General features: G+C 73.7%; 24 protein-coding genes. 3 read left to right on the top strand and 21 right to left on the bottom strand.

Annotated elements, in window-relative coordinates:
* Position 1: 1 nt before the first annotated feature.
* Genes L3X23_RS02185 through L3X23_RS02155 form a run of 7 tightly spaced genes read right to left on the bottom strand, consistent with a single transcriptional unit; the run spans position 2 to position 5,930 of the window.
* A complete protein-coding gene (locus L3X23_RS02185) occupies positions 2-1,033 on the bottom strand; it encodes an alcohol dehydrogenase catalytic domain-containing protein (RefSeq protein ID WP_237190411.1) in 1,032 nt (343 codons plus the stop codon).
* Positions 1,033-2,421, bottom strand: coding sequence for a malate dehydrogenase (locus tag L3X23_RS02180; protein WP_237190402.1), 1,389 nt, complete (start codon positions 2,419-2,421; stop codon positions 1,033-1,035). The genes L3X23_RS02185 and L3X23_RS02180 overlap by 1 nt, the downstream gene beginning before the upstream one ends.
* Complete coding sequence (locus tag L3X23_RS02175; protein ID WP_237190393.1) at positions 2,418-3,047, bottom strand: BMC domain-containing protein; 630 nt, start codon at positions 3,045-3,047, stop codon at positions 2,418-2,420. The genes L3X23_RS02180 and L3X23_RS02175 overlap by 4 nt, the downstream gene beginning before the upstream one ends.
* Complete coding sequence (gene eutJ / locus L3X23_RS02170) at positions 3,044-3,886, bottom strand: ethanolamine utilization protein EutJ (RefSeq protein WP_237190388.1); 843 nt, start codon at positions 3,884-3,886, stop codon at positions 3,044-3,046. Before eutJ ends, L3X23_RS02175 begins: the two co-directional genes overlap by 4 nt.
* Before the next feature lies 1 nt (position 3,887).
* Positions 3,888-5,288: an aldehyde dehydrogenase family protein gene (locus L3X23_RS02165; protein WP_237190386.1), complete on the bottom strand. Its 1,401-nt coding sequence runs from the start codon at positions 5,286-5,288 to the stop codon at positions 3,888-3,890.
* A 24-nt stretch (positions 5,289-5,312) separates the two neighbouring features.
* Positions 5,313-5,636 carry a BMC domain-containing protein gene (locus L3X23_RS02160; protein WP_237190384.1) on the bottom strand — a complete coding sequence of 108 codons (324 nt, stop codon included), beginning with the start codon at positions 5,634-5,636 and terminating at the stop codon, positions 5,313-5,315.
* Between the two features lie 15 nt (positions 5,637-5,651).
* Positions 5,652-5,930: a EutN/CcmL family microcompartment protein gene (locus tag L3X23_RS02155; RefSeq protein WP_237190382.1), complete on the bottom strand. Its 279-nt coding sequence runs from the start codon at positions 5,928-5,930 to the stop codon at positions 5,652-5,654.
* Between the two features lie 199 nt (positions 5,931-6,129).
* Here L3X23_RS02155 and L3X23_RS02150 point away from each other — a divergent pair, with 199 nt between their 5' ends.
* Positions 6,130-7,140 (top strand): hypothetical protein, encoded by a 1,011-nt coding sequence (locus L3X23_RS02150; protein WP_237190380.1) that lies wholly within the window; start codon positions 6,130-6,132, stop codon positions 7,138-7,140.
* Between the two features lies 1 nt (position 7,141).
* Positions 7,142-8,128, top strand: coding sequence for an HAD family hydrolase (locus L3X23_RS02145; RefSeq protein ID WP_237190378.1), 987 nt, complete (start codon positions 7,142-7,144; stop codon positions 8,126-8,128).
* A gap of 158 nt (positions 8,129-8,286) precedes the next feature.
* Here L3X23_RS02145 and L3X23_RS02140 read toward each other — a convergent pair whose 3' ends face one another.
* The 5 genes from L3X23_RS02140 to L3X23_RS02120 all read right to left on the bottom strand — a co-directional run bounded on the left by L3X23_RS02140 (position 8,287) and on the right by L3X23_RS02120 (position 14,062).
* On the bottom strand, positions 8,287-10,770 hold the full coding sequence (locus L3X23_RS02140; protein ID WP_237190376.1) for a pyruvate, phosphate dikinase: 2,484 nt from the start codon (positions 10,768-10,770) through the stop codon (positions 8,287-8,289).
* An 8-nt stretch (positions 10,771-10,778) separates the two neighbouring features.
* Positions 10,779-11,399 carry a hypothetical protein gene (locus tag L3X23_RS02135; RefSeq protein WP_237190373.1) on the bottom strand — a complete coding sequence of 207 codons (621 nt, stop codon included), beginning with the start codon at positions 11,397-11,399 and terminating at the stop codon, positions 10,779-10,781.
* 71 nt (positions 11,400-11,470) lie between these two features.
* Entirely contained in the window at positions 11,471-12,901 is a 1,431-nt protein-coding gene (locus tag L3X23_RS02130) for a hypothetical protein (RefSeq protein ID WP_237190369.1), read from the bottom strand.
* A 52-nt stretch (positions 12,902-12,953) separates the two neighbouring features.
* Positions 12,954-13,373, bottom strand: coding sequence for a PEP-utilizing enzyme (locus L3X23_RS02125; RefSeq protein WP_237190366.1), 420 nt, complete (start codon positions 13,371-13,373; stop codon positions 12,954-12,956).
* A gap of 233 nt (positions 13,374-13,606) precedes the next feature.
* Complete coding sequence (locus L3X23_RS02120; RefSeq protein WP_237190364.1) at positions 13,607-14,062, bottom strand: acyl-CoA dehydrogenase family protein; 456 nt, start codon at positions 14,060-14,062, stop codon at positions 13,607-13,609.
* 76 nt (positions 14,063-14,138) lie between these two features.
* On the opposite strand from L3X23_RS02120, the gene L3X23_RS02115 reads away from it, so the two are divergent.
* Positions 14,139-14,321, top strand: a complete 183-nt coding sequence (locus L3X23_RS02115; RefSeq protein ID WP_237190363.1) for a DUF1508 domain-containing protein — start codon at positions 14,139-14,141, stop codon at positions 14,319-14,321.
* A gap of 100 nt (positions 14,322-14,421) precedes the next feature.
* Here L3X23_RS02115 and L3X23_RS02110 read toward each other — a convergent pair whose 3' ends face one another.
* The 9 genes from L3X23_RS02110 to L3X23_RS02070 all read right to left on the bottom strand — a co-directional run bounded on the left by L3X23_RS02110 (position 14,422) and on the right by L3X23_RS02070 (position 25,462).
* Positions 14,422-15,222, bottom strand: a complete 801-nt coding sequence (locus L3X23_RS02110; protein ID WP_237190362.1) for an alpha/beta fold hydrolase — start codon at positions 15,220-15,222, stop codon at positions 14,422-14,424.
* Positions 15,223-15,265: 43 nt separating this feature from the next.
* Entirely contained in the window at positions 15,266-15,970 is a 705-nt protein-coding gene (locus L3X23_RS02105) for a maleylpyruvate isomerase family mycothiol-dependent enzyme (RefSeq protein ID WP_237190361.1), read from the bottom strand.
* Entirely contained in the window at positions 15,967-17,631 is a 1,665-nt protein-coding gene (locus L3X23_RS02100; protein WP_237190360.1) for a (2,3-dihydroxybenzoyl)adenylate synthase, read from the bottom strand. Before L3X23_RS02100 ends, L3X23_RS02105 begins: the two co-directional genes overlap by 4 nt.
* Complete coding sequence (locus L3X23_RS02095; protein WP_237190359.1) at positions 17,612-19,699, bottom strand: acetate--CoA ligase family protein; 2,088 nt, start codon at positions 19,697-19,699, stop codon at positions 17,612-17,614. Before L3X23_RS02095 ends, L3X23_RS02100 begins: the two co-directional genes overlap by 20 nt.
* A complete protein-coding gene (locus L3X23_RS02090; RefSeq protein ID WP_237190358.1) occupies positions 19,696-21,273 on the bottom strand; it encodes an FAD-dependent monooxygenase in 1,578 nt (525 codons plus the stop codon). Before L3X23_RS02090 ends, L3X23_RS02095 begins: the two co-directional genes overlap by 4 nt.
* The gene (locus L3X23_RS02085) at positions 21,270-22,097 is read right to left on the bottom strand and encodes a fumarylacetoacetate hydrolase family protein (protein WP_237190357.1); all 828 of its coding nucleotides are present in this window, start codon (positions 22,095-22,097) and stop codon (positions 21,270-21,272) included. Before L3X23_RS02085 ends, L3X23_RS02090 begins: the two co-directional genes overlap by 4 nt.
* The gene (locus L3X23_RS02080) at positions 22,094-23,176 is read right to left on the bottom strand and encodes a cupin domain-containing protein (RefSeq protein WP_237190356.1); all 1,083 of its coding nucleotides are present in this window, start codon (positions 23,174-23,176) and stop codon (positions 22,094-22,096) included. Before L3X23_RS02080 ends, L3X23_RS02085 begins: the two co-directional genes overlap by 4 nt.
* Positions 23,173-24,510, bottom strand: a complete 1,338-nt coding sequence (locus L3X23_RS02075; protein ID WP_237190355.1) for an aromatic acid/H+ symport family MFS transporter — start codon at positions 24,508-24,510, stop codon at positions 23,173-23,175. Before L3X23_RS02075 ends, L3X23_RS02080 begins: the two co-directional genes overlap by 4 nt.
* A 118-nt stretch (positions 24,511-24,628) precedes the next feature.
* Entirely contained in the window at positions 24,629-25,462 is an 834-nt protein-coding gene (locus L3X23_RS02070; protein WP_237190354.1) for a PaaX family transcriptional regulator C-terminal domain-containing protein, read from the bottom strand.
* Between the last annotated feature and the right edge of the window lie 38 nt (positions 25,463-25,500).

Genomic DNA, 25,500 nt, shown 5'->3' with positions numbered 1-25,500 from the left:
GTTAGAAACTGATCAGCGACTTGAGCGTACGGCGCTCGGCCATCCGCCGATACGCGTCCGGCGCCGCGTCCAGCGGCACGGTCTCCGAGGCGACGACGGTCGGGTCGATCGCGCCGGAGCGGACCAGCGCCACCAGCTGCTCGCCGTCTCGCATCAGGTCGCCGATGGCGAACCGCAGGGTGAGCTCGTCGGCGAAGGCCCGCCCGGCGGGCATCGGCCAGGTGTCGGTGTGCACGCCCACCGACACGATCCCGCCGCGGCGCCGGACCAGGGCGAACGCGGTCTCCAGGCCACGCGGTCCGCCGATCGCGTCGATCACGGTGTCCGCCCCCCGCCCGTCCGTGACCTGGTCGACCACGGCCCGCGCGGCGTCCGGCTCGGCGGTGACCGAGCCGTGGCGGCCCGCGAGCTCGCGGCGCGCGTCCACGGGCTCGACGAGCACGACCACGCCCGCCCCGCAGGCCTGGGCGGCCAGGGCGGCGAGCTGGCCGACCGGGCCGCCCCCGACCACGACGACGGTGTCCCCGGGCAGGAGCTCGGCGCGGCGCACCGCCGCGTACCCGGTGGCCAGGGTGTCCCCGAGGAACACCGCGGCGTCGAGGCCCACCCCGGCGGGGACCGGACGCAGCACCGTGTCGGCGAACGGCACCCGGACGAACTCCGCCTGCGCACCCGCCAGCGGTGGGCCGAAGCTCTCGCCGGTGCCGAAGAAGCGCCGCTCGGCGCACTCCCAGTGATCACCCCGGCGGCACCACCAGCACGTGCCGCACGCGGTGAAGTCCGCCCCGACGACGACGTCGCCGCGGCGATGCCCGCGCACCGCCGGGCCCACCTCGGCGATCTCGCCGACGAACTCGTGCCCCAGCACCGTCCCCCGCGGGACGTGCGCGGCGTGGGCCACCGTGTGCAGGTCCGTCCCGCACACGGCGGCCCGGCGGACCCGGACGACGGCGTCTCCCGGGTCGACGATCAGGGGTTCGCCGACCGACTCGACGGACACCCGCCCGTCGCCCGCGAACAGGACGGCCTTCATCACGAGGCCCGGGCGAGCTGCTCGAGTCGTTCGCGGATCCGCTCGGCCGCGTCCCGCAGCGCCGCCAGCTCCGCAGGCTGCAGGTCCAGCTGGACGATCTCCCGGACCCCGGCGCGGCCGAGCCGCGCGGGCAGGCCCACGTAGACGTCTCGGATGCCGTAGCTGCCGTCCGCGAGGACCGCGGCGGGCATGACCTCGCCGCTGTCGGCGTTCATCGCGAGCACCATGCGCGCCGCGGACATGCCCGGCGCCATGAACGCGCTGCCGGACTTCAGCAGGCCGACGACCTCGGCCCCGGACCCGCGGGCGCGGTCGACGATCGCGTCGAGCTCGGCGGCCGGGATCGCCGACGTGATCGGCCGCCCCTCGGCGGTGGCCTGCGAGAGCGGGATGACCATCTCCTCGCCGTGGCTGCCCAGCGCCCAGGCGTGGATCCGGTCGGCGCGCGCGACCCCGGTGAGGGAGGCCAGCGCCTGGAACCGGGCGGTGTCGAGCACCCCGGCCATGCCGACCACCCGCTGGGCGGGGAACCCGGAGGCCACCCAGGCGTGCTGGGTCATCTCGTCGAGGGGGTTGGTGACGACGACGATCACCGCGCGCGGGGAGGTGGTGGCCACCCGGCCCGCGACGTCCCCGACGATCGCGGCGTTCGTGCTGATCAGGTCGGACCGGCTCATCCCCGGCGTGCGGGGCCTCCCGGCCGTGATGATCACGTAGTCGGCGGGTCCGGCGGCCTCCACCGAGCCCACCCCGCGGACGCGGGTGGCGAAGCGGCCCAGCGCGGCGGTGTGGGTGAGGTCCAGGGCCACGCCCGCGGCGCGGCCCTCGTCGATGTCGACGAGGACGACCTCGTCGAACACGTCGGCGTCGGCCAGCCGCATGGCGGCGATCATGCCGACGTTGCCCGCGCCGACGACGACGACCCGTCCGGTGCCGCCGTTGCGTCCGGACGAGCCCCGTCCGCCGACGCCGTCCACCCGGACCGCCGCGGGCAGCGCCGCGCCGCGGCGGAACAGCGCACCGGACGGCGGCCGGATGGGCCGGGGCAGCGAACCCAGCCGGGCGGAGATCGCCACCGGGTCGGGGACCCGACCGACCGGCGACGGTCGGACCGGGGCGGGCGCCGCGCTCGGCGGCGGGACCGACGCGATCGCGCTCCCCGTCGGTTCCCCCGGCCGCGACAGCGGCTGTGACATCGGCTGCGACACCGGCTGCGGCACCGGCTGTGACACCGGCCGCGGCACCGGAGACCCGACCACGATCTCCACCGCCAGCTCCCGCGCCCGCTCCCGGGCCAGCGGGGTGACGACGTCACGGGGGCCGACGTACAGCGTGCCGTCCGCGGTGTCGGCGGCGCTGTCCACGGCGGCGGCCCCCCAGACGGTCATCGCCTGTCCTCCCGACCGTGCATGCCCTCCAGCGCGGCGACCGCGGCGTCCCGCGCGGTCTGCACCTCGCTCTCGGTCCCGGACAGGAACATCCGGCCGAAGCGCCCGACCGCGCGCAGCTCGATGACCGTGATGTTCGCGGCCTTCTCGGCCTCGTTCGCGGCGATGGAGATGTAGGCCGCCGGGGCGACCTCCATGACGAACAGGCTCTGCCCCGGCATCAGCATGGATCCCTTGCGCCACTTGTTGAGCAGCTGCGCCTGGTAGGGGTGCACGTTCGTGATGAACTGGGTGGAGGCGATGGACGGCTTGATCCGGTCCGCCTCGGTCATGCCCAGCTCGTCGAGGATGGCCTGCCCGGAGGCGAGCACCTCGGCCTGCTGCTCGGAGTGGATCTCCAGCAGGCCGAACTCGCGCTCGATGATCTGCAGGGCCGGGCGGACCCCGGCGGCCTTGAGCGCGATGTCCGCGGCCCGGAAGACCTCGTTGCCCGGGGCCATCTCGATGTAGAGCTCGGCCATCCCGGCGAGCGGGACGTCGCCCGGGCTGGTGGCGGCGATGTGCGCGGCACACTGCGGCTGCATCCGGTCGACGAACGCGTAGGTGCGCAGGGTGGGAGTACTCACGCCACCGACCTCGCGATCCCGATCGGGGTGATCAACAGGGCGTGCGGGTAGGTCACGACTTCTCGCTCCAGGTACTCGGCCAGCACGTCCCCCGCGCCGGCGATCATCAGTGCGCCGCCCGCCAGGTGCAGCGGCAGCTCCTCGTCGCCGACGGTCAGCGCGCGCACGTTCTCCGCGATGCGCTGCAGACCGGGCACGAGCAGGGGGAAGGTCTCGCGTGGATGGGTCCGCTTGTACGGTTCGGCGTCCTCGAGGGGGATGCCGAGCGCGCCGGCGAGCATGAGGTCGAGATGGTGGCCGCCGCCCGCGCGGTCGTCGAGGGCGACCAGCTCGCCGCCGCGGAAGACCCCGACCCCGGTCGAGCCGCCGCCGACGTCCACGACCACGCCGTCGACGACCTCGAGCGTGCGCTGCGCCGCGCTGACCTCGTCGACGAGGGTGACCTCGTCGAACCCTGCGGACTCGCAGACATAGGTGCAGGCGCGGGCGTCCTTGACCGGGATGCAGGGCGGATAGGCGGTCGCCGCGGAGCCGAGCTCGACGCCCAGCCCCTCCTCGGCTGCCTCCTTGAGCCGACGGACGGCGGACGTGGCCTTCGCGAAGTCGACCACCACGCCGTCGCGCAGCGCTCCGGACGGGTGGCTCCGGACCCAGACCGGGACGTCCGCGCCGTCCTCGTCCACGGCGAGGACGACGAGCACGCAGCTCGCCGTGCCGAGGTCCACCCCGACCCGCAGCCGCCCGAGGCCGGCGTCGGGGATCGCGGCCGAGCCGCGGTCGGCGAGCTCGGCCGCGGCGGTGAGCAGCGCGGCGGTGTCCGGCACGGTCGGGGCCCTCATCTCACAGCTCCACGGGGTCGTAGACGGTCCGCCAGGGCCGGACCTCGTGCGCGATCCGCTTGATGTTGATCAGGTGCAGGGGTGTGACGTTGTCCGAGCAGATCGAGCCGCTCCACGAACCGGTCCCCAGCTGGAACGAGGGGTCCACGTCGGTCGAGTAGCCCATCCCGCCGAACAGCGCCGGCGTGTTGATGACGATCCGGCCCGCGGGCAGCGCGCCGAACGGGGCGATCTCCTCGGGGTCGGAGGCGTGGATCGCGGTGGTGTGGCCCTCGCCGTCGAGCGCGAGGATCTCCCGGCACCGCGTCCATCCCGCCGCCGGGTCGGCGACCCGGTACACGGACAGGACCGGGCCGAGGATCTCCCGCGACAGCGGGGTGCCGACACCGACCGAGTCCAGCTCGCAGGCCAGCACCCGGGTCGAGCTCGGCACGGTGAACCCGGCCAGCTGCGCCAGCCTCGACGCGGTCTGCCCCACCGACGCCGGACGCATCGCGCCCCGCTCGTCGAACAGCAGACGGGCCAGCGCCTCCTGCTGTGGCACGTTCATCCAGTAGGCACCCTTGGCCTCGAACGCGGCGAGGAACTCGTCGGCGACGGCGTCGACCACCACGACGGACTGCTCGGCGACACAGGCGGTCCCGTTGTCGAAGGACTTCGACGTGATGATCATTTCCGCGGCCTCCGCGGCGTCGGGCACGCTCTCCCCGACGTAGGCGGGCACGTTGCCCGCCCCGACCGCGATCGTCGGCTTGCCCGACGAGTACGCCGCCCGCACCATGCCCGGCCCACCGGTGGCCATCACGAGGGCGATCTCCTCGCGCTGCATCAGCTCCCGGGTCGCGGGCAGCGTCGGGTTCTCCAGGCAGGAGACCAACCCCTCGGGCGCGCCTGCGGCGACCGCCGCCTCGGCCATGATCTCCGCGGCCCGCAGCGTGCACTTCGCCGCACGGGGGTGCGGGGCGTGCACGATGGCGTTCCCGGACTTGACCGCGGCCAGACTCTTGAACAGCGCCGTGGACGTCGGGTTGGTCACCGGGATGATCCCCGCGATCACCCCCATCGGCGTGCCGATCGCGGTCACCCGGGACTCGTCGTCCACCCACAGGACGCCGACGGCGCGCCGCTCCAGCATCCACTTCGCGACGAAGCCGGTGTTGTAGCGGTTCTTGTAGATCTTGTGCTCGTAGACGCCGTAGCCGGTCTCGTCGACGGCGAGCCGGGCCAGCTCCTCGGCCGCCTTCGTGCCCGCCAGCGCCATCGCCCGGACGTACCGGTCCAGGGTCTCCTGGTCGGCACCCTCGAGCTCGGCGAACGCGCGACGGGCCGCGCGGGCCTTCGCCCGGACGTCCGCCAACCCGGCCAGGTCGGCGTCCAGCGTCGCATTCTGGGATGCGGTCATCGTCTCACCTCAGGGTCGGCTCGCTCAGCCCTTCGGGCGGGTCAGGACGGCCAGGATCCCCTCGGTCTCGTCGTGCGGACGCGGGATCACGTGCACCGACACGACCTCGCCCGCCTTGCCCGCCGCGACCGCACCGGCGTCGGTGGCCGCCTTCACCGCCCCGACGTCCCCGCGCACCATCACGGTGACCAGGCCGCCGCCGATCTCGCGGTGTCCCACGATCTGCACGTTGGCCGCCTTGACCATGGCGTCGGCAGCCTCGACCGCACCGACCAGCCCCTTGGTCTCGATCAGGCCCAGCGCGCCGCGCAGGGCGGGCGCACTCGTGGCAGTGGTAGTCGTCGCCATGTCTGTCTCCCTCGGTCAGGACTTGCTGTAGGTCACGGCGCCGGAACGGATGACGGTGTCGGCGATGGCGACCACCGCGCGGTCCGTCGGGATCGCGGCGCCCGCCGCGACCCGGGCGGCCCCGCCGGTGGCGACGAGGACGATCTCGCCGACCCCGGCGCCGACGACGTCGACCGCGACGTAGCCGGGTCCGCTCGGCTCCTCGGTATCGCGCACCAGGAGCAGGGTGAGCCCCTCGAGGCCCGGCTCCTTGACCGTCGAGACGACCTGACCCAGCACTTCGGCCAGCTGCATGCCGGGGCCACCTCCGTCGGTCGGCTCACCGCGGCGCGCTCGGTGCGCCGCTGGTCGGGACAGTAGGGCGGGCCCCGCGGTACGGGCCTTATCCATGAGGGACAACATCGGCCGGTGCCGTTGTCCTCGACCGTCCTTCACCGGCGCGTCGGCGCGGGGCAGTGTTCTCCTGCGAAGTCCCGACCGAGGAGGTTCATCGGTGATCCGTCCCGAGGATGCCCAGTTCCACGCTCCGACCAGCGACGACCCGCTGTGGGCGGAGACCAACTACTTCGGCCTCTACGCGGGGCAGGACACCGACCGGCCGCTGAACATCGGCATCTACGGCCTGTTCCGGGAGCCGCTCGGCGTCGTGGGCTCGACGGTCTCGGTGAACGGCAGGCGGGTCCGGGCGCCGTGGGAGGCCGACTACTGGGACGCCTGGGAGCACCTGGTGGTCCCCCAGCCGTCGAACCTGCTCGACTACGAGCTGGCCAACGGTCTCAAGGTCGTGGCGACGGACCCGAACAAGGTGTGGGACGTCCGCTACTCCGACCCGGCCGCCGACCTGGAGATCCGCTTCCGGTACACGGCACTGCACGAGCCGTACGACATCAACGACCCCGACATGGACCCGATGGCCGCGAAGAAGGACATGTCCAAGACGTGGGGTCACGCCTACGCCGGGCACTTCGACCAGAGCGGGCACTACGAGGGCGAGATCCGGCTGCGCGGCGTGACCACCCCGATCGACTGCGTGTCCACGATGGACCACAGCTGGGGGGTGCGGGCCGAGCGGCAGACCTCGCGGCTGAGCTGGATGCACGCCCACGTCGGGCCGGAGCTGCTGGTCCACGGGCTGTTCGACTTCGACACCGAGAACGGGCCGGACGGCGAGTCGCCCCTGCGGCTCACCCACGGCTACGTGCTCGACCACGGCAAGCTCAAGGGCCTCAAGGCGGGCTCCGGTGTCACGCAGCGGTCGCACCTCTACCCGGAGCGGATCGAGATCTCCGTGACCGACACCGAGGACCGCACCTGGGAGGCCGCGGGCGAGGCGCTGACGACCTTCCCCTGGCAGTCGCAGCCGGGCGTCGTCGGCCACAACAGCCTGCTCCGCTGGACCCTCGACGGGCAGACCGCGTACGGCGAGTGCATGGACTTCGTGGGGATGGGCGAGCTCGGTTCCGTCTACGGCCGAGTGTTCGACCGCGTCCACAGGGGATCCTGACGTGGCGCCGGGCCTGCCGCCCGTCCAGGCGGTGATCTTCGACCTGGACGGGACGCTCGTCCAGACCCGGATCGCCTCCTGGGAGATCTTCGAGCAGGTCAACCGCCGCTACGACCTGGGCGTGGACGAGCCGGAGCAGTACTTCGACCTGTTCCGCGGCAACGTCTACGAGTCGATCGCGAAGCTCTGCCGCACCGAGGCCGAGGCCGACGAGGTGAAGGACGCGTTCCTGACGCTGCTGCGCAGCGACTACACGCCGCCCCTCGTGCCCGGGGTCAGCGACGTCGTGCGGCGGCTGGCCTCCCACGCGACGCTCGCGGTGATGTCGTCGAACGCGATGGGCGTCATGCGGCGGGTCCTCACCCACAACCACCTCGCGTTCTGCTTCGCGCACGTGTTCGGCGGCGACGTGACCCCGGACAAGAAGACCGCGATCCGCACGTTCCTCGCGGACTCCGGCAGCGGGTTCGGGCGCCGGTGCGCCGCGGACTACGACGAGGCGGGCGACCGCCCCACCCCGGACCCGGCAGGCACCGTGCTGGTCACCGACACCGCGGGGGACGTCCGGGACGCGCTCGAGGTCGGGATCCGGGTCGTCGGCGTCTCCTGGGGCATGCACTCCGTCGAGGCGCTGACCGCGGCGGGCGCGGAGTTCGTCGCGCTGTGGCCGCAGGAGATCGTCGCGCACCTGCTCGGCGACGCGGCAGCCGCGACCGGCGCCTGCGCCGTGCCGAGCAGCTCCGAGCCCGTGCGGGAGCCCGCCGACGTGATCGACGAGTCGCTCGTCGCCGCGGCCGCGCGGATCCGGCGCGAGCGGCGGCAGCAGGCCGCGGACGGGTTCGGCGACCGCACCCGGGAGGCCGCGGACCAGCAGCGCGATCGTGGCTCGTGGCCCGAGACCCGGCTCCCCCGGTCCGGCCCGGCCCCCGCGCCGCGCCACGAGTCCGACGGCGAGCTGCTCCGGGCGCTGGCGCGGATGATGCGCTGACACGGGCGCACCCGACCCGCGCGGTGGAGGGGCCGTTCCCCCTCGGGGATCCCGGTGGACTCCGCGCCGGGTCGGGCCTGCGGTGTCGTCGACATCCGCGGGCTGCGCGACGGACTCCTCGTTCCGGAGTGGCCGCGCAGCCGGCGGATCGGGGCGGTTCAGCCGCCCAGCGCAGCCTTGCCCAGCGCGAGCATCAGCGGCCGGGCCTCGGCGGCGTCGACGGCGAACCGCCGGAAACCCAGCTCGTAGAGCTGCGCGGCCGCGTCCTGGGGGACCTCGCCGGTGAGCCGGACCCCGACCGGGCAGGCGTCGGACTGCGCGGCGGCGACGGCGCCCAGCAGCTCCCGGACGACCGGATCGAGCGTCGTGCGCGGGTCGATCGCCAGGAGCCCGCGGCGCAGGTACTCGTCCAGCGGTTCGGCGGTCAACAGCTGCCGGGCGGGGATGCCGAACACCGCGGACTGCAGGGCACGGGCCTCCACCCAGACCACGCCGCTCGCCTCGGCGAGGCCGGCCGCGCCGCGGGCGGCGCGGGGGCTGGTGAGGTAGGGCCCGACGGTGATCCGGCCGCCCGCGGCCTCGGCGAGGTCGCGCAACGCCGCGGCCTCGGCCGGGTCCGAGAGGTGCCGGACGGCCAGGTGCACCCGGGCCGGGCTCAGCGACCGGTCCAGCGCCGTGGCCAGCCCGGTGAGCTGGGCCTCGATCAGCGCGGGCACCCCGAGGGGCACGGACAGCTGCGGGTGCCGCGTCGTGACCGCGGTCTGCTGCAGCAGCTCCCGGGACTCGTCGGCGACCAGGTCGATCGCCCGGACGCCCACCTCGATGTCCCCCGCGGCCGCGAGGAGGGGCGTGAACTCCTCGGCGATCAGCTCGGTGATCCGCTCGAAGCTCCCCTCCCCCTCCAGCAGCTGCTGGACCAGGCCGTCGAGGTGGCCGTTCGCCGCCAGCACGTCGTCGACCGCCGTGACCAGGCCGACCGCGCCCGCCTCTCGGGCCGTCGGCACGTCGCCGGGGAGCGTCACCCGGGCGAGGATCCCGCACCGCGAGGCGTCCGCGGCTTTCGCCAGCACCGTGCCCAGCGCCCCGGTGGCGGCGGCCGGGGTCGAGGTCGAGATGGTGCCGGTGAACAGCTCGCCGGACGCCCCGTCGAGCGACACCTCGTCTCCCTCGGAGAGCACCCGGCCGTCGACGGTCAGCGTGCGCGCCGCCTCGTCGACGACGATCGCCCCGGCGCCCACGACGCACGCGGTGCCGAGCGCGCGGGCCACGACGGCCGCGTGGCTGGTGGAGCCGCCGGTCGCGGTGACGATGCCCTGGGCGGCGATCATGCCGTGGAGGTCCGCCGGGCTGGTGACGGCGCGGGCGAGGATGACGTCGCGGCCGGCGTCCGCGCAGTCCTTGGCCCGGTCGGGGTCGAGCACGAGGGTGCCGCCGACCTGGCCGGGGCAGGCCCCGATCCCGGTGGTGAGGAGCCTGCCGTCGGCGCGCGCCTGCGCCACCTCGGCCTCGTCGAACCCGGGCCGCTGGACCTGGCGGACCTGGTCCGGGGTGACGGTGCGGAGCGCCGCCGCCGGCGTGACGTCTCCTTCGGCGAGGAAGTCCGCCGCGATCCGCACCGCCGCCTCCGGTGTGCGCTTGGCGCTGCGGACCTGCAGGAGGTACAGGACGGACCGCTCGACGGTGAACTCGATGTCCAGGACGTCCCCCTGGGCCTTCTCGAGGTCGGCGCAGGTGCTGCGCAGCTCGTCGAGCACCGGCGCCGCCAGTGCCTCGACGACCGGGTCCGGCGTGCGGGTCCCGGCGACGACGTCCTCACCCTGGCTGTGCGCGAGGTACTCCCCGAACAGACCGGGCTCGCCCGTCACCGGGTTGCGGGTGAACACCACGCCGGAGCCCGAGTCGGCCGACAGGTTGCCGAAGACCATGGACTGCACCACGACGGCGGTCCCAAGGTCGTGGGGGATCGTGTGGAAGTCCCGGTAGGTGCGGGCGCGGCGGGTGTTCCACGAACGGAAGACCGCCTCGACGGCGCCGAGCAGCTGGTCTCGCGGCTCGGCGGGCACGGAGTCCCCGGTGTCGTCCGCGAGGGCCTGCTCGCAGGCCGCCCAGACGCGGTCGTAGACCGCGCCCGGGTCCTCGTCCTGCTCGACGGCGTCCACCAGGGCGCCGATCCCCTCCCCCGGGTCGAGCGCGCCCAGCACCGTCTCCGAGTACATGGCGTGGAAGCGGGCGATCAGGTCGGCGACGAAGCGGCTGTCTCCGGTGGCCTCGGCGAGCGCCACGGCCGCGGCCCGGTTCAGGCCGAGGTTGAGGATCGTGTCCATCATGCCCGGCATCGAGATCGGCGCACCGGAGCGGACGGACAGCAGCAGCGGGAGCGGCCCGCCGCCGAACGTCTTGCCCGCCTGCGCCTCCAGCGCCGCCAGCCGGGCGAACACCTCGTCCGCCAGGCCTGCCGGCATCGCCTTCTCGCGCAGGTAGCTGCGGCAGGCACCGGTTCCGATCACGTACCCGGGCGGCACCCGCAGACCCTGCTGCGTCATGCGGGCCAGGCCGCTCCCCTTGCCGCCGAGCCGGTCGACGTCCGCGGGATCGGCCTCGGCGAAGGCCAGGGTGAACGACGTGTCCGAGGGGCTCGTCACGGTCGTGCTCATTCCTTCCGTTCCCTGCCCAGCGTGCGCAGCAGGTCCTCGTGGAACTCGAACCAGATGTTGTGCACGGAGTCCAGCGTCGGCGAGGACACCAGCTCGTGGCGACCCTGGTCGATGCCGTCGACCGCCGTGGCGAAGCGCGTGGGATAGCGCGCGAAGCGCGGATCGTGCTCGGCGAGCGCATCGAGCAGCGGCCCGAGCCGGGCGATCAGCTTGTCGAGCCTGCCGATGATCTTGTCGTCGTACTCGGAGTCCGAGTGGTCGTTCGCGACCTTCCGGCCGCCCACGTCGATCTGCTGCCAGGCCGACATGGTGGTCAGGAACTGGGTGTTCACCGTCTCGAACCGGTCGACGAGCTCGCCGACGCCCGCGTCCTCGCGGACCACGCGGTAGTGCTCGTCGGCGGCCGCCTTCAACGCCGGCTCGGCCTCGTCGGTGGGCAGCGCCGACCCGGCGGCGACCACGACGAGTCCCTGGTCGGCGAGCCCGGCGAGGACCGCCTCGACCTTCTCCGCGCCGATGCCGGAGGCCGCGGCGACGACCTGCGGGGAGGCCATCTTCTTCAGCGCCACGACGTTGAGGACGTCGTAGTCGGTCTTGTCCAACACGAGTGGGGTCATGGGATGCCCTTCGGGACAGGACCGGACGGCGCGGCAGAGGGGGCTGCCGCGCCGTCCGGGGGAAGCGGACCTCAGAGCCAGCGGCCCTTGGAGCTGCGCAGGTTCGCCTTGTCGGAGAAGGGCAGGTAGCCGGCGCCGGAGAAGATCTTCGACGGCACGGTCTCCTGCGCGAACCCGCGCTTGGTGATGTCGTAGTAGTAGTTGGACACCCGCTGGTCGATCTCCCAGAGGTCGTAGTCCCGCACGGCCTTCTCGTACGTCCCGGCCTTGCGCAGGTGCGGCAGGATCATGTCGATGTAGTAGACGTACTGGCCGTTCCAGATCAGGTCTCGGCGGCACATCTTCGAGGTCTTGGTGTACAGCTTCAGCGTGGCCTGCTGCACGCGGCCGAGGTGCTCCGCCAGATCGTCGATCTTGATCGGGTTCACCTCGCCCATCGGGGTGTCCCACTTCCGGCGCGAGAACACGGCCCCGCCGATGATGGCCTCGATGTAGTTCTTGGGCCGGGTGAAGGTCGTGGAGATGTCGTTGACCCGGATCTCCTCGAGGCCCATCTTCTCCGGGTCGATGATCATGGCGAGGGTGTAGGAGTAGGGCAGGCCCGCGTCCTCGCTCACGTCCGACCAGTGGTAGATCTCCTCGTTGACGAACAGGTCCCGCAGGATGAGCAGGTTGCCGTCGGGCAGCTCGTAGGGGCCGGTGTCCCCCAGGCCGAGCCGGTTGTCGTAGTGGTGCAGGAAGGCCAGCAGCTCGGTGGCCGCGTTGAACTGGGTGAACGACTGGTGCTTCGGGCTGTTCGGCTCGAGGGTCTCGATCTGCCCGACGAGCTGGTCGAGGAAGTCCTGCTCGTGGATGCGGCAGCGGTAGCGGTCCTGGCTGTTGAGGATGAACCCGTCCTGCCGCTTGCCCCACAGCACGCGCTGCATGAACTTGAGGATCTCGTTGGACTCGGCGACGTAGTCGTCCGGCCCGATGGCCTCCAGGGCGAGCAGGCCGCAGCGCCCCATGCCGAACCCGACGGCGCCGATGCACCAGTCGTGCACGGAGTTGACCTTGGTGCCGATCTCCCGGCGCGCGGAGGCCCCGATGTCCAGGACGCCCTGCGCGCCGACCTCGTCGGTCGTCATGCGCAGGATCTCCGGCCACCGGTAGAACTCGTGCATGAAGGCCAGGATCTCGTACTCCTGGCGTGGGATCATGCCGCTCACGCCCTCGGTGGCGCGCATGACCAGCACGTCCCAGATGTTCCAGGCGAGGTAGTTGTTCAGGTCGTTGAGCTCGTCGATGCTGAACTGCGGGTTCAGCACGTCGTCCCTGGAGACCTTCTCGAGCACTTTGCTCCTGGCCCGGGCCTTGAGCATCTTGTCGCCCTTGATGCCGTCCGTGACGGGCTCGAGGCCGACGAAGTTGCCGGTGTAGGTGAGGTCCTGGAAGCGGAGGCCGTCGTCGCCGTCCTCGTACCGCTTCTTGTAGCTGGCGCGCTTGCCCTCGGTCGTCGTCATTGACTGGCTCCTGTGTCTCGGGCTCGGCTGGGTGGCGGGTGGGCGGCGGCGGTCAGTCGTCCGCGACGACGCGTCCGACCTCGTGGTCGGTGCAGTCCAGCCGGACCTTGCGCCCGTCGAGCGCCTTGGCGATCTCGTCGAAGTGCTCCGGCGGGGTGCTGCCGACGACGTAGCGCGACTCGGAGGAGGTCAGGTAGGCCGTCATCACGCAGGGGGTCTGGAACTCGCGCGACAGGATCCCGAGGTGGGACTCGGGCGCGCCGGACATCGTGATCACACCGATCGCGCCCATACTGAGCGCCGGGGCCAGGAAGGTGGTCGTCCCGCCCTGCACCAGGAGGATGTGCTCGGCGAGCTTGCCGGACTGGATCAGGGCGATCACGTCCGCGGGCGAGGACAGATACTTGACCGTCCCACTCGGGGACTTACCGGTGTCGAAGACGTTGTAGCCCTCGGCCAGCACCTCGGCCATCAGAGTTCCTCCTTGAACTGGGGTCTCACGTCGCCGCCCCGCGGCCGACACCGCGCCTTGGCGTTGCGCTGGTCACAGTGCCCTGAGATCACAGCCTCGCCGATGGACCGCGCAGATAAAACTCTCCGACGGCATTGTCTTGGCGGGACAGGTGTGTCTCCGACCGTCGGCCCGCCGACACGACGACGGCGTGCGGGCGATCCGCCCGCACGCCGTCCGCGTCGCGCCGCTCGTCAGGTGCCCGTGGAGAGCCGGTTCTCCGCGAGGGCGAGGTGGTCGTAGCTGGGCTCCATGAGCTGCTCGTGCAGCGCGCGGCGCCGCACCCCCATGTTGCCGCCGTCGTAGACCGGGAAGCACAGGACGTCCTGCATGATCCCCGCGATCGGCGTCTTGTCCCCGTAGCCGTCGACGCCGACCAGCCGCATGGCGTCGTAGACGGTCTGCACGGACAGCTCCGACGCGTAGACCTTGGTGATGTCGGCCAGCTCGCGGTCCTTGCCGTCGGTCTTGTCGAAGTGGTCCGCGGCCCGCCCCTCGGACCACCGGGTGCAGCGGGTCCGGAGATCCGGTTGCGCCCAGCCGCAGTCTGCAGTGGAGGGTGGGCCGCGACGAGGATCTGCGTGCGGGATTCCTTGTCTGTGTGTGCACGGTCGCGCCGTCGGCGGGCCACCCGGGCGCTCGCCCGACACTCCACCCTGCCGCGTTAGGCCATTCGGCCTAGTCTGGCGCCGGTTACTGCTCGTCCACTGCAGACAGGAGAAGCCGATGGCAGGCAAGTTCGAGATCTACCAGGACCGCGCCGGGAAGTACCGCTTCCGGCTCAAGGCCTCCAACGGCCAGATCGTCGCCTCCGGCGAGGCGTACGAGTCCAAGTCCAACGCCAAGAAGGGCGCCGAGTCCGTCCAGAACGCCGCGGCGGGCGCCACCATCGTCGAGGTCGAGTCCTGACCGAGTGCGGCGCGCCCGGCAACACGGGCGCGCCGCGGGGCTCGGCCGAGCGCCGGCCTCGAAGGCCGCGGTCGAGCACGGGGACCGCGGCCCGCTCCTCCTACGACACCGCGGCGCGGACCACGGCGGCGAAGCCCTGCGGATCCACGAGGTGGGCGAAGTGGTCCAGGCCGGGGAGGTCGGTGACGGTCGCCTTCGGGACGACGTCCACGAGGGTGTGCGCGGACCGGTAGAGGAAGGGCGTCGTCGCGGTGCCCGCGATGAGGTGGGTGGGCGCGGTGATCGCGGAGTAGTGGGTGAGGTCGGCGCCCAGCGCGTCGATCTGCTCGAGCTCGCGCACCCAGGTCGGGGTCAGCGGCACACAGGCCTCCCAGAGCGGGGTCTTGCGGATCTCGGGGATCGCTTCGGCGGGCACGCGGACGAAGTTGACCAGCGCGAACTCGAAGGCGGCGTCGAGGTCGCCCGCCTCGACCAGCTCCCGGTAGGTGGCGAGCCCCGCACCCGCGACCGGCCCGTCGACGGCGAGCGGCGGCTCGAAGAGCACCAGGGTGCCGTCCAGCCCGCGCTTCTCGGCGAAGGCGAGCGTGCAGAGGGCGCCGAAGGAGTGCCCGAGCAGGTGGGCGCCCGGCCCGGCCACCGCCATCATCGCGGCGATGTCCGCGACCTCGGCCGAGAGGTCGTAGTCGGCGGCGTCGCCCGAGTCGGGGGAGTCGCCGCGTCCGCGCCGGTCGTGGACGAAGCAGGTGAAGTCGGCGGCGAGGTGGTCGAGGGCGGGCAGCCACTGCTCCTTCGTGGCCACGCTGCCGTGGGTGATGACGAGCGCGGGACCCGAACCTCGGCTCAGGTAGCCGAGGGTCGTGCCGTCCGCGGAGGTCGTGGTGCCGGTCGTGAGGTCGGACATGGGTTCACCCTTCGTTGGGCAGTGCGGATGTCGGGAGACGAGCTCAGAGCCAGCGCGGCAGCGCGGGTCGGTCGGGAGCCGGGACGCGGCCGGTGAGCCAGCCCGCCAGCTCGGCGGCGGGGGCGCGTACGGCCACCGCCCGGTCGGCGCCGTCGGGCGCGCCGAGGGTCCACGTGCGGTCGCGGTCGGTCGGGGTGAGGACCACCGCGGGGCAGTCGTCCTTGGCGGACAGGGCCGCGCCGACGTCGTCGAGCAGGAGATCGACGACGCCGGGCGGAAGGTCGTCGACCGAGGCCCCCAGGTCGACGGCGTGCAGCCAGACCTCCCGGATGCGCATCCAGGGGACCTCGGCCGCCGGGATGGCGCGGCCGAGCGCGCTGCGCACCTGCGCCCGCCACTGGTCGGGGGTCAGCGCGTCGAGCGCCTCGTCGAGCCGCGCCGCCGTCTCGGCCAGGTCCCGGCGCAGCGTGGCGGCCGGCAGTCCGGCGGAGCGGTCGATCTCCGCGGCCCGCTGGGCGGGGTCGGCGTACATGGGTGTCTCGACGCCGGTCCGCGCCCAGGTGGCGAGCCGGGTCAGGGCCTCGGCGTTGCGGGCCACGTGCCCCACGACGTGCGCCCCGGTCCAGCCCGGCAGCGCGGTCGGGCGGGCGAGCTCGGTGTCCGTCCGCTTCTCGACGACCGCGAGCAGGTGCGCGGTGCCCTCCCGCATCCACGGCAGGGTCGCCGCGGTGTCGTGCCTGCCGCTCATGCGGGCGCTCCGCTGAGTCGGTCGGCGATGTCCGCGCGGAGGGCCTTCTTGTCGATCTTGCCGACCTTGGTCGCGGCCAGCTCGTCGACGAGCACCAGGTGCTCGGGCAGCTTGAAGCGGGCCACCCCGATCGCGTCCATCGAGGCGCGGATCTCCTCGAGGGTCACCGTCGCGCCGGGCCGCGGCACGACGTAGACGCAGACCCGCTCCCCCAGCTGCGCGTCCGGCATGGCGACGGCGGCGACCTGGGCGACGGCCGGGAGCTGGTAGACGAGGTTCTCGACCTCCTCCGCGGAGATCTTCTCCCCGCCCCGGTTGATCATGTCCTTGTCGCGTCCCTCGACGATCAGGTCGCCGTCCGGGGTGCGCCTGCAGATGTCCCCGGAGCGGTACCAGCCGTCCTCGGTGAACGCGCGGGCGTTCTGCTCGGCGGCCTTGTAGTAGCCCCGCGGGGTGTAGGGCCCGCGGGTCAGGAGCGATCCCGGCGCGCCCTCGGGCACATCGCGGTCGAGCTCGTCGACGAGGCGCACCTCGTCGTCGGGGCACATGGGCCTGCCCTGGGTCCCGCAGATCACGTCGGCCGGGTCGTCCAGGCGGGTGACGTTGAGCAGGCCCTCGGCCATGCCGAAGACCTGCTGCAGGGTGGCCCCCAGCTGCGGGGTCACCCTGCGGGCCAGCTCGTCGGCCAGGCGGGCGCCGCCGACCTGGAGCACGCGCAGCGTCCCGAGCTCGGCGTTGCCGTGCTCGGCGGCGTGGTCGAGCCAGCGTCCGGCCACGGCGGGGACCACGGCGGTGTGGGTGACCCCCTCGGCGGCGACGGTCGCGAAGGCGCGGCCTGGTTCCGGCGACGGGAGGGTCACGACCCGGCCGCCCGCCAGCAGCGCGCCGAGGATCCCCGGGCAGGCCAGCGGGAAGTTGTGACCCGCCGGGAGGCTGACGAGGTAGCGGGTGTCCGCGTCGACCGCGGCCAGCTCCGCGCTGCGGCGGGCGTTGTACAGGTAGTCGTCGTGGGTCCGGGCGATCAGCTTGGGCAGCCCGGTCGTCCCGCCGGAGAGCAGGAAGACCGCCACGTCCCGGCTGTCCGGGGGCGGCAGCGCGGTCGACGGCCCGGGCGCGCAGAGCGCGCGCAGGTCGACGCTGCCCGGGGCCACGTCCTCCCCCGCGACGAGCACGTGCCACGGCCCGCCGGTGACCTCCCGGACGTCCTCGGCGAGCTCGTGGGCGAGGGCCTGGTGGTCGAAGTCCCGCATCCGGTCCGGCACCGCGATCGCGGTCGCCTCGGCGTGCCGGGCGAGATACGCGAGCTCGGTGCGGCGGTGCGCGGGCAGGGCCATGACCGGGACGATCCCGGCCCGCAGGCACGCGAGGGTGAGGGCCACGAACTCCCAGCCGTTGCCCAGCTGCACCACGATCCGGTCGCCCCGGTGCAGCCCGAGCTCGAGCAGCCGGGTCGCGGCGGCGTCGGCCCGGTCGGCCAGCTCGCGGTGGCTCCACCGCAGCCCCGCGGCGGCGTCCACGAGAGCGGGCGCGTCGGGTCGTGCGTCCGCCACCGCACGCAGCGCGGTGCCGAGCGCCAGCCCCGCCCAGTAGCCCTTCGCCACGTACTCGTCGGCGAGCGGCGCGGGCCACGGGACGGTGTGGTCACGGATGGGGGTGGGCATCGGCGGCCTCCCTCGGGGTCGGACGGGTCACGACGACGGCGTCGAGCGCGAGCAGGCCGTCGGGGGTGAGTCGGAGCGGGTTGACCTCGACCTCGTCCAGACCGGGGTTCGCGACGAGGAGGTCCCCGAGGCGCGCGGCGGTCCGACCGAGCGCGGCCGGGTCGAGGACGGGTCCGCCGCGCCAGCCCTCGAGCAGGGCGTGCCCGGCGAGCTCGGCGGACATCTCCGCGGCCTCGTCGGGGCTGAGCGGCGCGAGCCGGATGGCCACGTCGGCCAGGGCCTCGGCGGTCGTGCCGCCGAGCCCGAGGAGCAGGAGCGGCCCGAAGACGGGATCGCGGCGCGCGCCCAGGACGAGGTCGACCCCGGGCGCGGCCATGGCCTCGACGAGGTAGCGGGTGGCGCCGATGCCGTCGAGCCGGTCGAGGGCGGCGTCGAGCCCGGCGGCGTCGGTGATGCCGAGGTGGACGCCCCCGATCTCGGTCTTGTGCAGCACGGCCGCGTCGAGGATCTTCACCGCGACCCGGCCGCCGAGCTCGGCGAGTGCGGCGTGCGCGCCCGCCCGGTCGGTGCAGACGCGCCGGGGCGGCGTGGCGATCCCCATCCGACCCAGCAGTGTCTTGGCCTGGTCCTCGTCGTGGGCGCCGGCGACGCCGACCGGACCCTGCGCGGGGATCGCGGCCCCGACCCGGCGGGCACGGGACCGGGCGTCCGCGAGCAGCGCCCCGACGGCGGCGGCCACCCCACGCGGTTCGCCCGCGACGGCGATCCCGGCGTCGAGCAGCGCCCTGCGGGCCTGCGTGACGGCGGCTCCGGTCCCGCCGACGCCGAGCACGACGGGCACGTCCGCGACCCGTCCCTCGGCGGCCGCCGCGACCAGGTCGACGGCGTCCGGCTCGTGCAGCGCGTAGCCCGCGACCACGTCCACCTGGGGATCGGCGGCCACGGCCCGGAAGACCCGCCCCAGCTCCGGGCCGGGGCGGCCCGTGTCGACGGGGTTGGCCTGGTAGGTCAGCGGCGGGAGCAGGGTGGCCAGCGTCTCCCGGGTCGCGGCGGTCAGCTCGGGGACCCGGCTGCGGCGTCCGCGCAGGTCGTCGAGCAGCAGCAGGCCGGGGCCCGCCTGCGCGGTGACCACCCCGACGCCCGGGTCCCGGGCGGGCCGGGCGCGGGTGACGGAGAGCGCCCCGACGGCGTCCACCAGCTCGCGCTCGTCGGCGACCAGCACCGCCCCGGCCTGCGCCAGCGCCGCGCGCGTGGTCCGCCAGGAGGTGGCCAGGGCGCCGGTGTGGGAGGCGGCGAACGCTCCGACGTCGTGGCGGCCCACGACGAGCGCGACCACGGGTGTCCGGGCGCTGAGGGCCCGCACGGCCGCCACCAGCCGCGGACCGTCCGCCACCGACTCGACGTGCAGGGCCACGGCGCCGGTGTGCGGGTCGTCCACGAGGTGCTCGAGCACCTCCGGGGCGGCCACGTCCACCCCGTTCCCGATCCCGACGGCGAGGCTGATCCCGTGGCCCGCCTCGGTCAGCAGGAACGCCAGGGCGTGGTTCACCCCGCCGCTGGCGGCCACCACGGCGACGCGACCCGGCCGGACCTGGGCCACCCCCGGGACGAAGCTCGCGGTCAGGTCCGCGTGCGGGGCGAGGAAGCCGCTGGTGTTGGGGCCGAGCAGCCGGATCCCGGTCTCGGTGACGATCCGGTCCAGCTCCGCCTGGTACCCGACGCCGGGGCCGCCCGCCTCGGCGAACCCGCCACCGCAGATCACGGCGGCGCCGACGCCCGCGGCCGCGGCGTCCGCGAGCACGTCCGGGCAGGCCGCGGCGGGGACGCACACCATGGCGAGGTCCACCGGGCCCGCCGCGGCCGCCGCGGCGACCGAGGGGTGCATCGTCTCGTCCCGGGCGTTGACCAGCGCGAGGTTCCCGCCCGCGGCGGCGAACCCGTCGAGCGAGCGCACCAGGGCCGCACCGAGCTTGCCCGGGTTGCGGGAGGCCCCGACGACGGCGATCCCGCGCGGGGCGAACAGCGGGGTGAGCCCGGTGGTGCCGGTGCGGGGCACGGTGCTCGTCACGCGGGCACCCCCACGAGGTCGGCGCGGCCGGAGAGCACCGTGGTGAGTGCGCGGTCGCGGGTGGCGTCGTCCGGCTCGGGTCCGACGGCGTCCGGGTCGACCAGCAGCGCCGGGATCCCGGCCCGCAGCCGGGCCTGCTCGCAGACCAGCATGCGGGTCAGGGCGGTACCGCCGTGCACGGCGACGAGGACCGGGTCCTCCTGGACCAGCGCGTGCAGGCGGGCCTCGACCGCGGGCAGGTCCGCCTCGCCCGCGGGGGCCTCGACGACCGCACCCCACGGCCCCGGGCCGGGTTCGCCCAACCGGAGCCCGGCCACCTCGGCCGGGACGCCGCCGTCGGATCGCACGGTCACGATCCGGCCGGGCGCGGACCAGCCGTGGTTGCGGAACGCGGTCTGCAGCGGCTCCGCGCCGTGGACGTCCACCCAGCCGCGGTGGCTGGCGGCGACGAAGTCCGGGGCGCGGTGGGCGAGCCGGGAGTCGGTGATGCTGCGGGACAGGAAGTGGTAGGCGAACTGCCACGGCTCGAAGGCGTCGTGGTATTCGCCGAAGTGCTCCCACCAGGCCAGACTCGGCCGGGCCGAGTCCTGGATCCGGCGGACCGAGGGCTGGGCGGCCGCCTCGTAGGCGGCCAGCGCGGCGGCGAGGTCGCCCGGGTGCTCGGCGAGCGCCGCGGACAGCGCGACCGCGTCCTCCATGGCCATCTTGGTACCCGAGCCGACCGAGAAGTGGGCGGTGTGCACGGCGTCCCCGAGCAGCGCCACCGGCCGCGGCGCGAGGGTGTGCCAGCGCCGCGTGCGGCGGGTGCGGAAGTTGCCCCAGCGGGAGTTGTTCGTCAGCAGCCTGCTGCCGTCGATCTGGTCGGCGAACAGCTTCTCCAGGTAGGCCTGGGTCGTCAGGTCGCTGGGCCCGGGCGGCTGGGTCACGTCGAACTCGTCGAGCCCGGCCCGGCGCCACGAGGCCTCGTCGGTCTCCACGATGAACGTCGAGACCTCGTCGGAGATCGGGTAACCGTGGACGGCGAAGACGCCGTCCGGGCTGCGCTCATGGACGAAGGTCAGCCCGTCGAAGAGGTAGTCGGTGCCGAACCAGATGAACTTGGCGGTGGCGGTCTCGACCTCGACACCGAGGTCCGCCTCCAGCTGCGTGCGGATCTTGGACCCGGTGCCGTCCGCGGCCACCACCAGGTCGTAGTCCGCGAGGTCGTCCAGGGTGACCTCGGTGGCGAAGCGCAGCTCGGCCCCGACGTCCCGGGCGCGGGCCTGCATCAACGCCAGCAGCGTCCGGCGCACGACCGCGGCCATGCCGTTGCCGCCGCAGCGGATGCGCTCGCCCTTGAGGCGGACCTCGATGTCGTCCCAGTGCGTGCCGTGGTCGGTCAGCGCCTGGCGCAGCACCGGGTCGGCCTCGTGGATCCCGGCCAGGGTGCGGTCGGAGAACACGACACCGAAGCCGAAGGTGTCGTCCGCCCTGTTGCGTTCGAAGACGGTGACCTCGACGGACGGGTCGGCCCGGCGGATCAGGGTGGCGAAGAACAGCCCGCCCGGGCCGCCGCCTGCGACGGCGACCCTCACGGCGTGCCCGCCACGAGCGTGTTGCGCAGTTCCCCCACGCCCTCGACCCGGGTGACCAGCTCCGAGCCCTCGGTGAGGTAGCGGGCGGGCGTGCGGGCGTGCCCGACCCCGCCCGGGGTGCCCGTGGCGATGACGTCCCCCGGCACCAGCGTGATGATCTGCGAGATGTAGGCGACGAGCGCCGCGGGCCCGAACACCAGGTCCGACGTGTCGGCCTTCTGCACGACGTCCCCGTCGACCTCGCAGGAGATCTCCCCCGGCTCGACGTCGGTGACCAGCCACGGCCCGACCGGGGTGCTGCGCTCGAAGGTCTTGCCCTGCAACCACTCCACGGAGCGGTACTGGAAGTCCCGGGCGGTCACGTCGTTGACCACGGTGTAGCCGGCGATCGCGGCGGCCGCCTGCTCCGGGGTGGCGTGCCGGACCTCGGCGCCGATCACCACGCCCAGCTCGGCCTCCCAGTCCACCTGCTGCGACCCGGCGGGCAGCTCGACCGGGTCGTACGCGCCGACCAGCGCGCGGGCGAACTTCGCGAACAGCGCCGGGTACTCCGGCAGCTCGCGGCCCATCTCCAGGATGTGCGTGCGGTAGTTCAGGCCGACGCAGAACACCTTCTCCGGCCGCGCCACGAGGGTGGCGTAGTCCAGGCTCCCCAGGTCGTGGCGGGGCCCGTCGGCGGATGCGGCGGCGGCCTTCCAGTCCGGCCGGGCGAGGAAGTCGCCCAGGTCCGCGGCGCCCAGTTCGACCGCGGCGCGGTCGTCGCCCTCGTCGTCCACCCGGACGGCGGCGGTCCCGGTGGCGGTGCGGATGGTCGCGAGCTTCACGAACGGTCCTCTCGTGCGGTGCGGGCGAGGCCGAGGGCCTCGAAGACGGGCTCGTCGGAGTAGCGGAAGGCGTCCAGCCCGGAGTCGGTGTCCAGCGCCAGGCCCGCCCAGGAGGGCACGCAGAACAGGTCGCCCCGCCCGACCTCGTAGCGTTCGTCGCCGACGGTGACGACGCCGGATCCCTCGAAGACCTGCCACACCGACGAGCCGGCGGTCCGGGTCGTCCCGGTGGACGTGCCCGCCCGCAGCCGGTGCATCTCGCAGCGCATGGTGGACAGGCAGTCCCCGGCGGTGGCCGGGTTGGTGAACCGCACCACCGCGTGCCCGGGCTCGACGACGCCGGGATGGCCCTCGGACTCGAGCTCCAGCTGGGCGGTCAGCGCCGCGTCGGTGTGCACCCAGCGGTAGGCCATCAGCGGGGAGGCCTTCGGGGTCGGCGCGCCGACCGGGGTGAGGCCGGGGTGGCCCCACAGCCGTTCGTTGCGGGAGGCCTGCGGGGTCTCCCTGGTGGCGAGCTCGTCCGGGCCGAACTCGAAGAAGGACGCGTCGATCGTGCGGACGAGCGGGATGTCCAGCCCGTCGATCCAGGCCATGGGCCGGTCGGTGGTGTTGTGGTGCTCGTGGAAGTGCATGCCCGGGGTGAGCAGCAGGTCCCCGCGGCGCATGGCGACAGGGTCGCCCTCCACGTTGGTCCACACTCCCTCGCCCTCGACGACGAACCGGAACGCGGTCTGGGTGTGGCGGTGCGCGGGAGCCTCCTCGCGCGGGCCGAGGTACTGGATCGCGGCCCACAGCGTGGGGGTGGCGTAGGGCGTGCCGGGCAGGCCGGGGTTGGCCAGCGCGATCGCGCGCCGCTCGCCGCCGCGGCCGACCGGCACCAGCTCGCCCGCCTTCTCCGCCAGCGGCAGCAGGGTCGACCAGCGCCACAGGAACGGCACCGAGTCCGGACGGGGCGTGGTCGGCATCAGCCCGCCGATCTGCGTCCAGAGCGGCGTCATGTGGGCCGCCGCGAAGTCGCGGTACAGCTCGTCGAGCTGCTCCTGCTCCTGCGGGGTGATCTCCGGGACGGTCGCGGTCATGCGGTCGTCTCCTCCTTCGTCGGGCCCGAGGTCGTCGGGCGGTCGGATGCGCTCGAGTCGGACGGCGCCGGGCGGCTCCGCGGGACGAGGGCGATGAGCAGGGCGCCGGCCAGGGCGGGGACCGCGAACCCGTAGAAGTTCCACTCGAAGCCGATGCCGGAGGCGAGGACCCAGCCCCCGAACAGCGGCCCGACGATGGCGCCCGCCCGACCGACCCCGAGGGCCCAGCCGAGCGCGGTGGCCCGGATCGGCGCCGGGTAGTGGACGGCGACGAACCCGTTGACCAGGATCTGGGTCCCGACGCTCCCGAGACCCGCCACCGCGACCGCCACGTAGAGCAGCCCGGTCCCCACCTCGACGCTCAGCACGAGCAGGCAGAGCAGGGCGGCGCCGAACGCGGCCACGGTGACCGGCTTCGGTCCGAACCGGTCCGCCAGCAGGGACGCGAGCACGCCACCGACGATCGCGCCGAGGTTGAGCACCAGCAGGAAGGACAGCGCCGAGCCCAGCGGGTAGCCCGCCTGCCGCATGATCTGGGGCAGCCAGGTGTTGAGCCCGTAGACCAGCAGCAGCCCGCAGAAGCTCGCCGCGCCGAACAGGATCGTCGCGCTCAGCAGGCCCGGTCGGAACAGGGCGCTCGGCCCCGGTCGCGCCACCCGCTGCTCCGCCCGCAGCGCCGCGAGGTCCACGCCGTACCGCTCCGCCAGCGCCGCGGCCTCGGCCGTGCGCCCCCGGGCCAGCAGGTACCCGACCGACTCGGGGAGGAACCGCCAGGCCAGCGGCAACACCAGCACCAGCGGCGCCGCGCCGATCGCCATCAGCGGCCGCCAGCCGTGTTCGGCGGCCAGCCCCAGGGCGACCACGGCGGCGAGTACGCCACCGACCGAGTACCCGACGAACATGAGCGCGTTGAACAGCTGCCGCCGCGCCCGCGGCGCGTACTCGACGGTCAGCGCGATCGCGCTCGGGATCACCCCGCCCAGACCGAGTCCGGCGAGGAACCGCACGATCCCGAACACCGCCGGGTTCGGCGCGACCGCGCACACCAGCATCATCACCGAGAACCAGGTGATGCCCAGCAGCATGATGCGACGACGCCCGATCCGGTCGGTCAGCACGCCGGCCCCGAGGGCCCCGATCAGCATCCCCACCAGCGCGTAGCTGCCGATCGCACCCACCTGCGCCGGGCCCAGGCCCCAGCCCGGCTCGGCGAGCAGGCTGGGCACGGCCGAGCCGTAGACGATCAGGTCGTAACCGTCGAACACGATCGTCAGGAAGCAGAGGACGACCACGACCAACCCGGAGCGGCGCCTCGATCCCGTCGGCTGCGACACGCGCACCACACTCCCCTCGGATCCGCTCGACGCCGCCGTGGCGGAGCGCCTCCCGAATCTACAACAGGTGCGCGCCGGTCGTCTAGATTCTGAAACTTATAGCTCCGCGGCGCCGGGGTCAGCCCGCGGCGGGTGTGGGCGTGGCATCGCCTCGGGGCTCCGCCGCGATCACCTCTTCGACGTGGGCGAACGCCTGCTCGCGCAGCAGGCCGTGTGCCTCGAGGAACACGTCGTGGGCCTGCCTGCCGTGCCATCCCCCGGGCAGCAGCTCGAGGGGCAGGTCGGGGTCCCGGAAGGGGAAGTGCCGGTAGTCGTAGACCAGGTGCATGCGCTGGACCAGCGCCTCCCGGGACGACAGCCCGGTGCGGTAGGCCGCCAGCCGGGGGGCGTAGTCCGCCAGCAGGGCGGCGTAGTCGCGGTCCAGGTCGTGCAGGTCCCACGCGCGGGCGGCGATGTCCCGATCGGCGACCGAGCCCTCCGAGCGGGAGTGGAACGTGTCCAGCCGGACGGCGGAGAAGTCGGCGAAGGCCTTGCGCACCTGGTCGATGCGGTCGTGCGGGCTCACCCACACCGAGGCGGACAGCGGCCCGAAGCCGAACCAGGCCAGCTTCTTGCGCAGCTGCTCGCGGGCCGCGCGCTCGGCCTCGGGCACCGAGTAGATCACCATGTGCCACTGGCCGTCCCACGGGCCGCGGGATCGGTCGAAGATCCGCTCACGCCCCTCGTCGAGGAGCTCCCACGCGGCCGTCGTGAGGCCGTAGACGGTCTCCCGACCCTCCCGCCTGCTGGTGAGCCAGCCCTCCTTGCGCAGCCGCGTGACGACGACCCGCACGGTGGTCTCGGGCACGTCGAAGCAGCCCATCAGCGCCACCAGGTGCCGCAGCCGCACCTCGCCGCCCCGGTAGCGCAGGTAGTCACCGAACAGGTCGAACACCAGCGACCGTGCCTTCACGCGCACCTCCCGATCACGGACCGAGTGTGCCACCGCCA

The organism is Pseudonocardia sp. WMMC193, assembly GCF_021728735.1.
GTDB lineage: Bacteria > Actinomycetota > Actinomycetes > Mycobacteriales > Pseudonocardiaceae > Pseudonocardia > Pseudonocardia oroxyli.
Note: the sequence above shows the minus strand (reverse complement) of the source record. Positions and strands in the feature narration are given on the sequence as shown.

Coding starts and splice junctions, on each gene's coding strand:
- L3X23_RS02105 (WP_237190361.1), bottom strand. CDS start 15,970: ATGAGCGGCAGGCACGACACCGCGGCGACCCTGCCGTGGATGCGGGAG.
- L3X23_RS02125 (WP_237190366.1), bottom strand. CDS start 13,373: ATGGCCGAGGTGCTGGCCGAGGGCTACAACGTCTTCGACACCGGTAAG.
- L3X23_RS02155 (WP_237190382.1), bottom strand. CDS start 5,930: ATGCAGCTGGCCGAAGTGCTGGGTCAGGTCGTCTCGACGGTCAAGGAG.
- L3X23_RS02110 (WP_237190362.1), bottom strand. CDS start 15,222: ATGTCCGACCTCACGACCGGCACCACGACCTCCGCGGACGGCACGACC.
- L3X23_RS02180 (WP_237190402.1), bottom strand. CDS start 2,421: ATGACCGTCTGGGGGGCCGCCGCCGTGGACAGCGCCGCCGACACCGCG.
- L3X23_RS02130 (WP_237190369.1), bottom strand. CDS start 12,901: ATGACGACGACCGAGGGCAAGCGCGCCAGCTACAAGAAGCGGTACGAG.
- L3X23_RS02115 (WP_237190363.1), top strand. CDS start 14,139: ATGGCAGGCAAGTTCGAGATCTACCAGGACCGCGCCGGGAAGTACCGC.
- L3X23_RS02160 (WP_237190384.1), bottom strand. CDS start 5,636: ATGGCGACGACTACCACTGCCACGAGTGCGCCCGCCCTGCGCGGCGCG.
- L3X23_RS02080 (WP_237190356.1), bottom strand. CDS start 23,176: ATGACCGCGACCGTCCCGGAGATCACCCCGCAGGAGCAGGAGCAGCTC.
- L3X23_RS02135 (WP_237190373.1), bottom strand. CDS start 11,399: ATGACCCCACTCGTGTTGGACAAGACCGACTACGACGTCCTCAACGTC.
- L3X23_RS02100 (WP_237190360.1), bottom strand. CDS start 17,631: ATGCCCACCCCCATCCGTGACCACACCGTCCCGTGGCCCGCGCCGCTC.
- eutJ (WP_237190388.1), bottom strand. CDS start 3,886: ATGAGGGCCCCGACCGTGCCGGACACCGCCGCGCTGCTCACCGCCGCG.
- L3X23_RS02185 (WP_237190411.1), bottom strand. CDS start 1,033: ATGAAGGCCGTCCTGTTCGCGGGCGACGGGCGGGTGTCCGTCGAGTCG.
- L3X23_RS02165 (WP_237190386.1), bottom strand. CDS start 5,288: ATGACCGCATCCCAGAATGCGACGCTGGACGCCGACCTGGCCGGGTTG.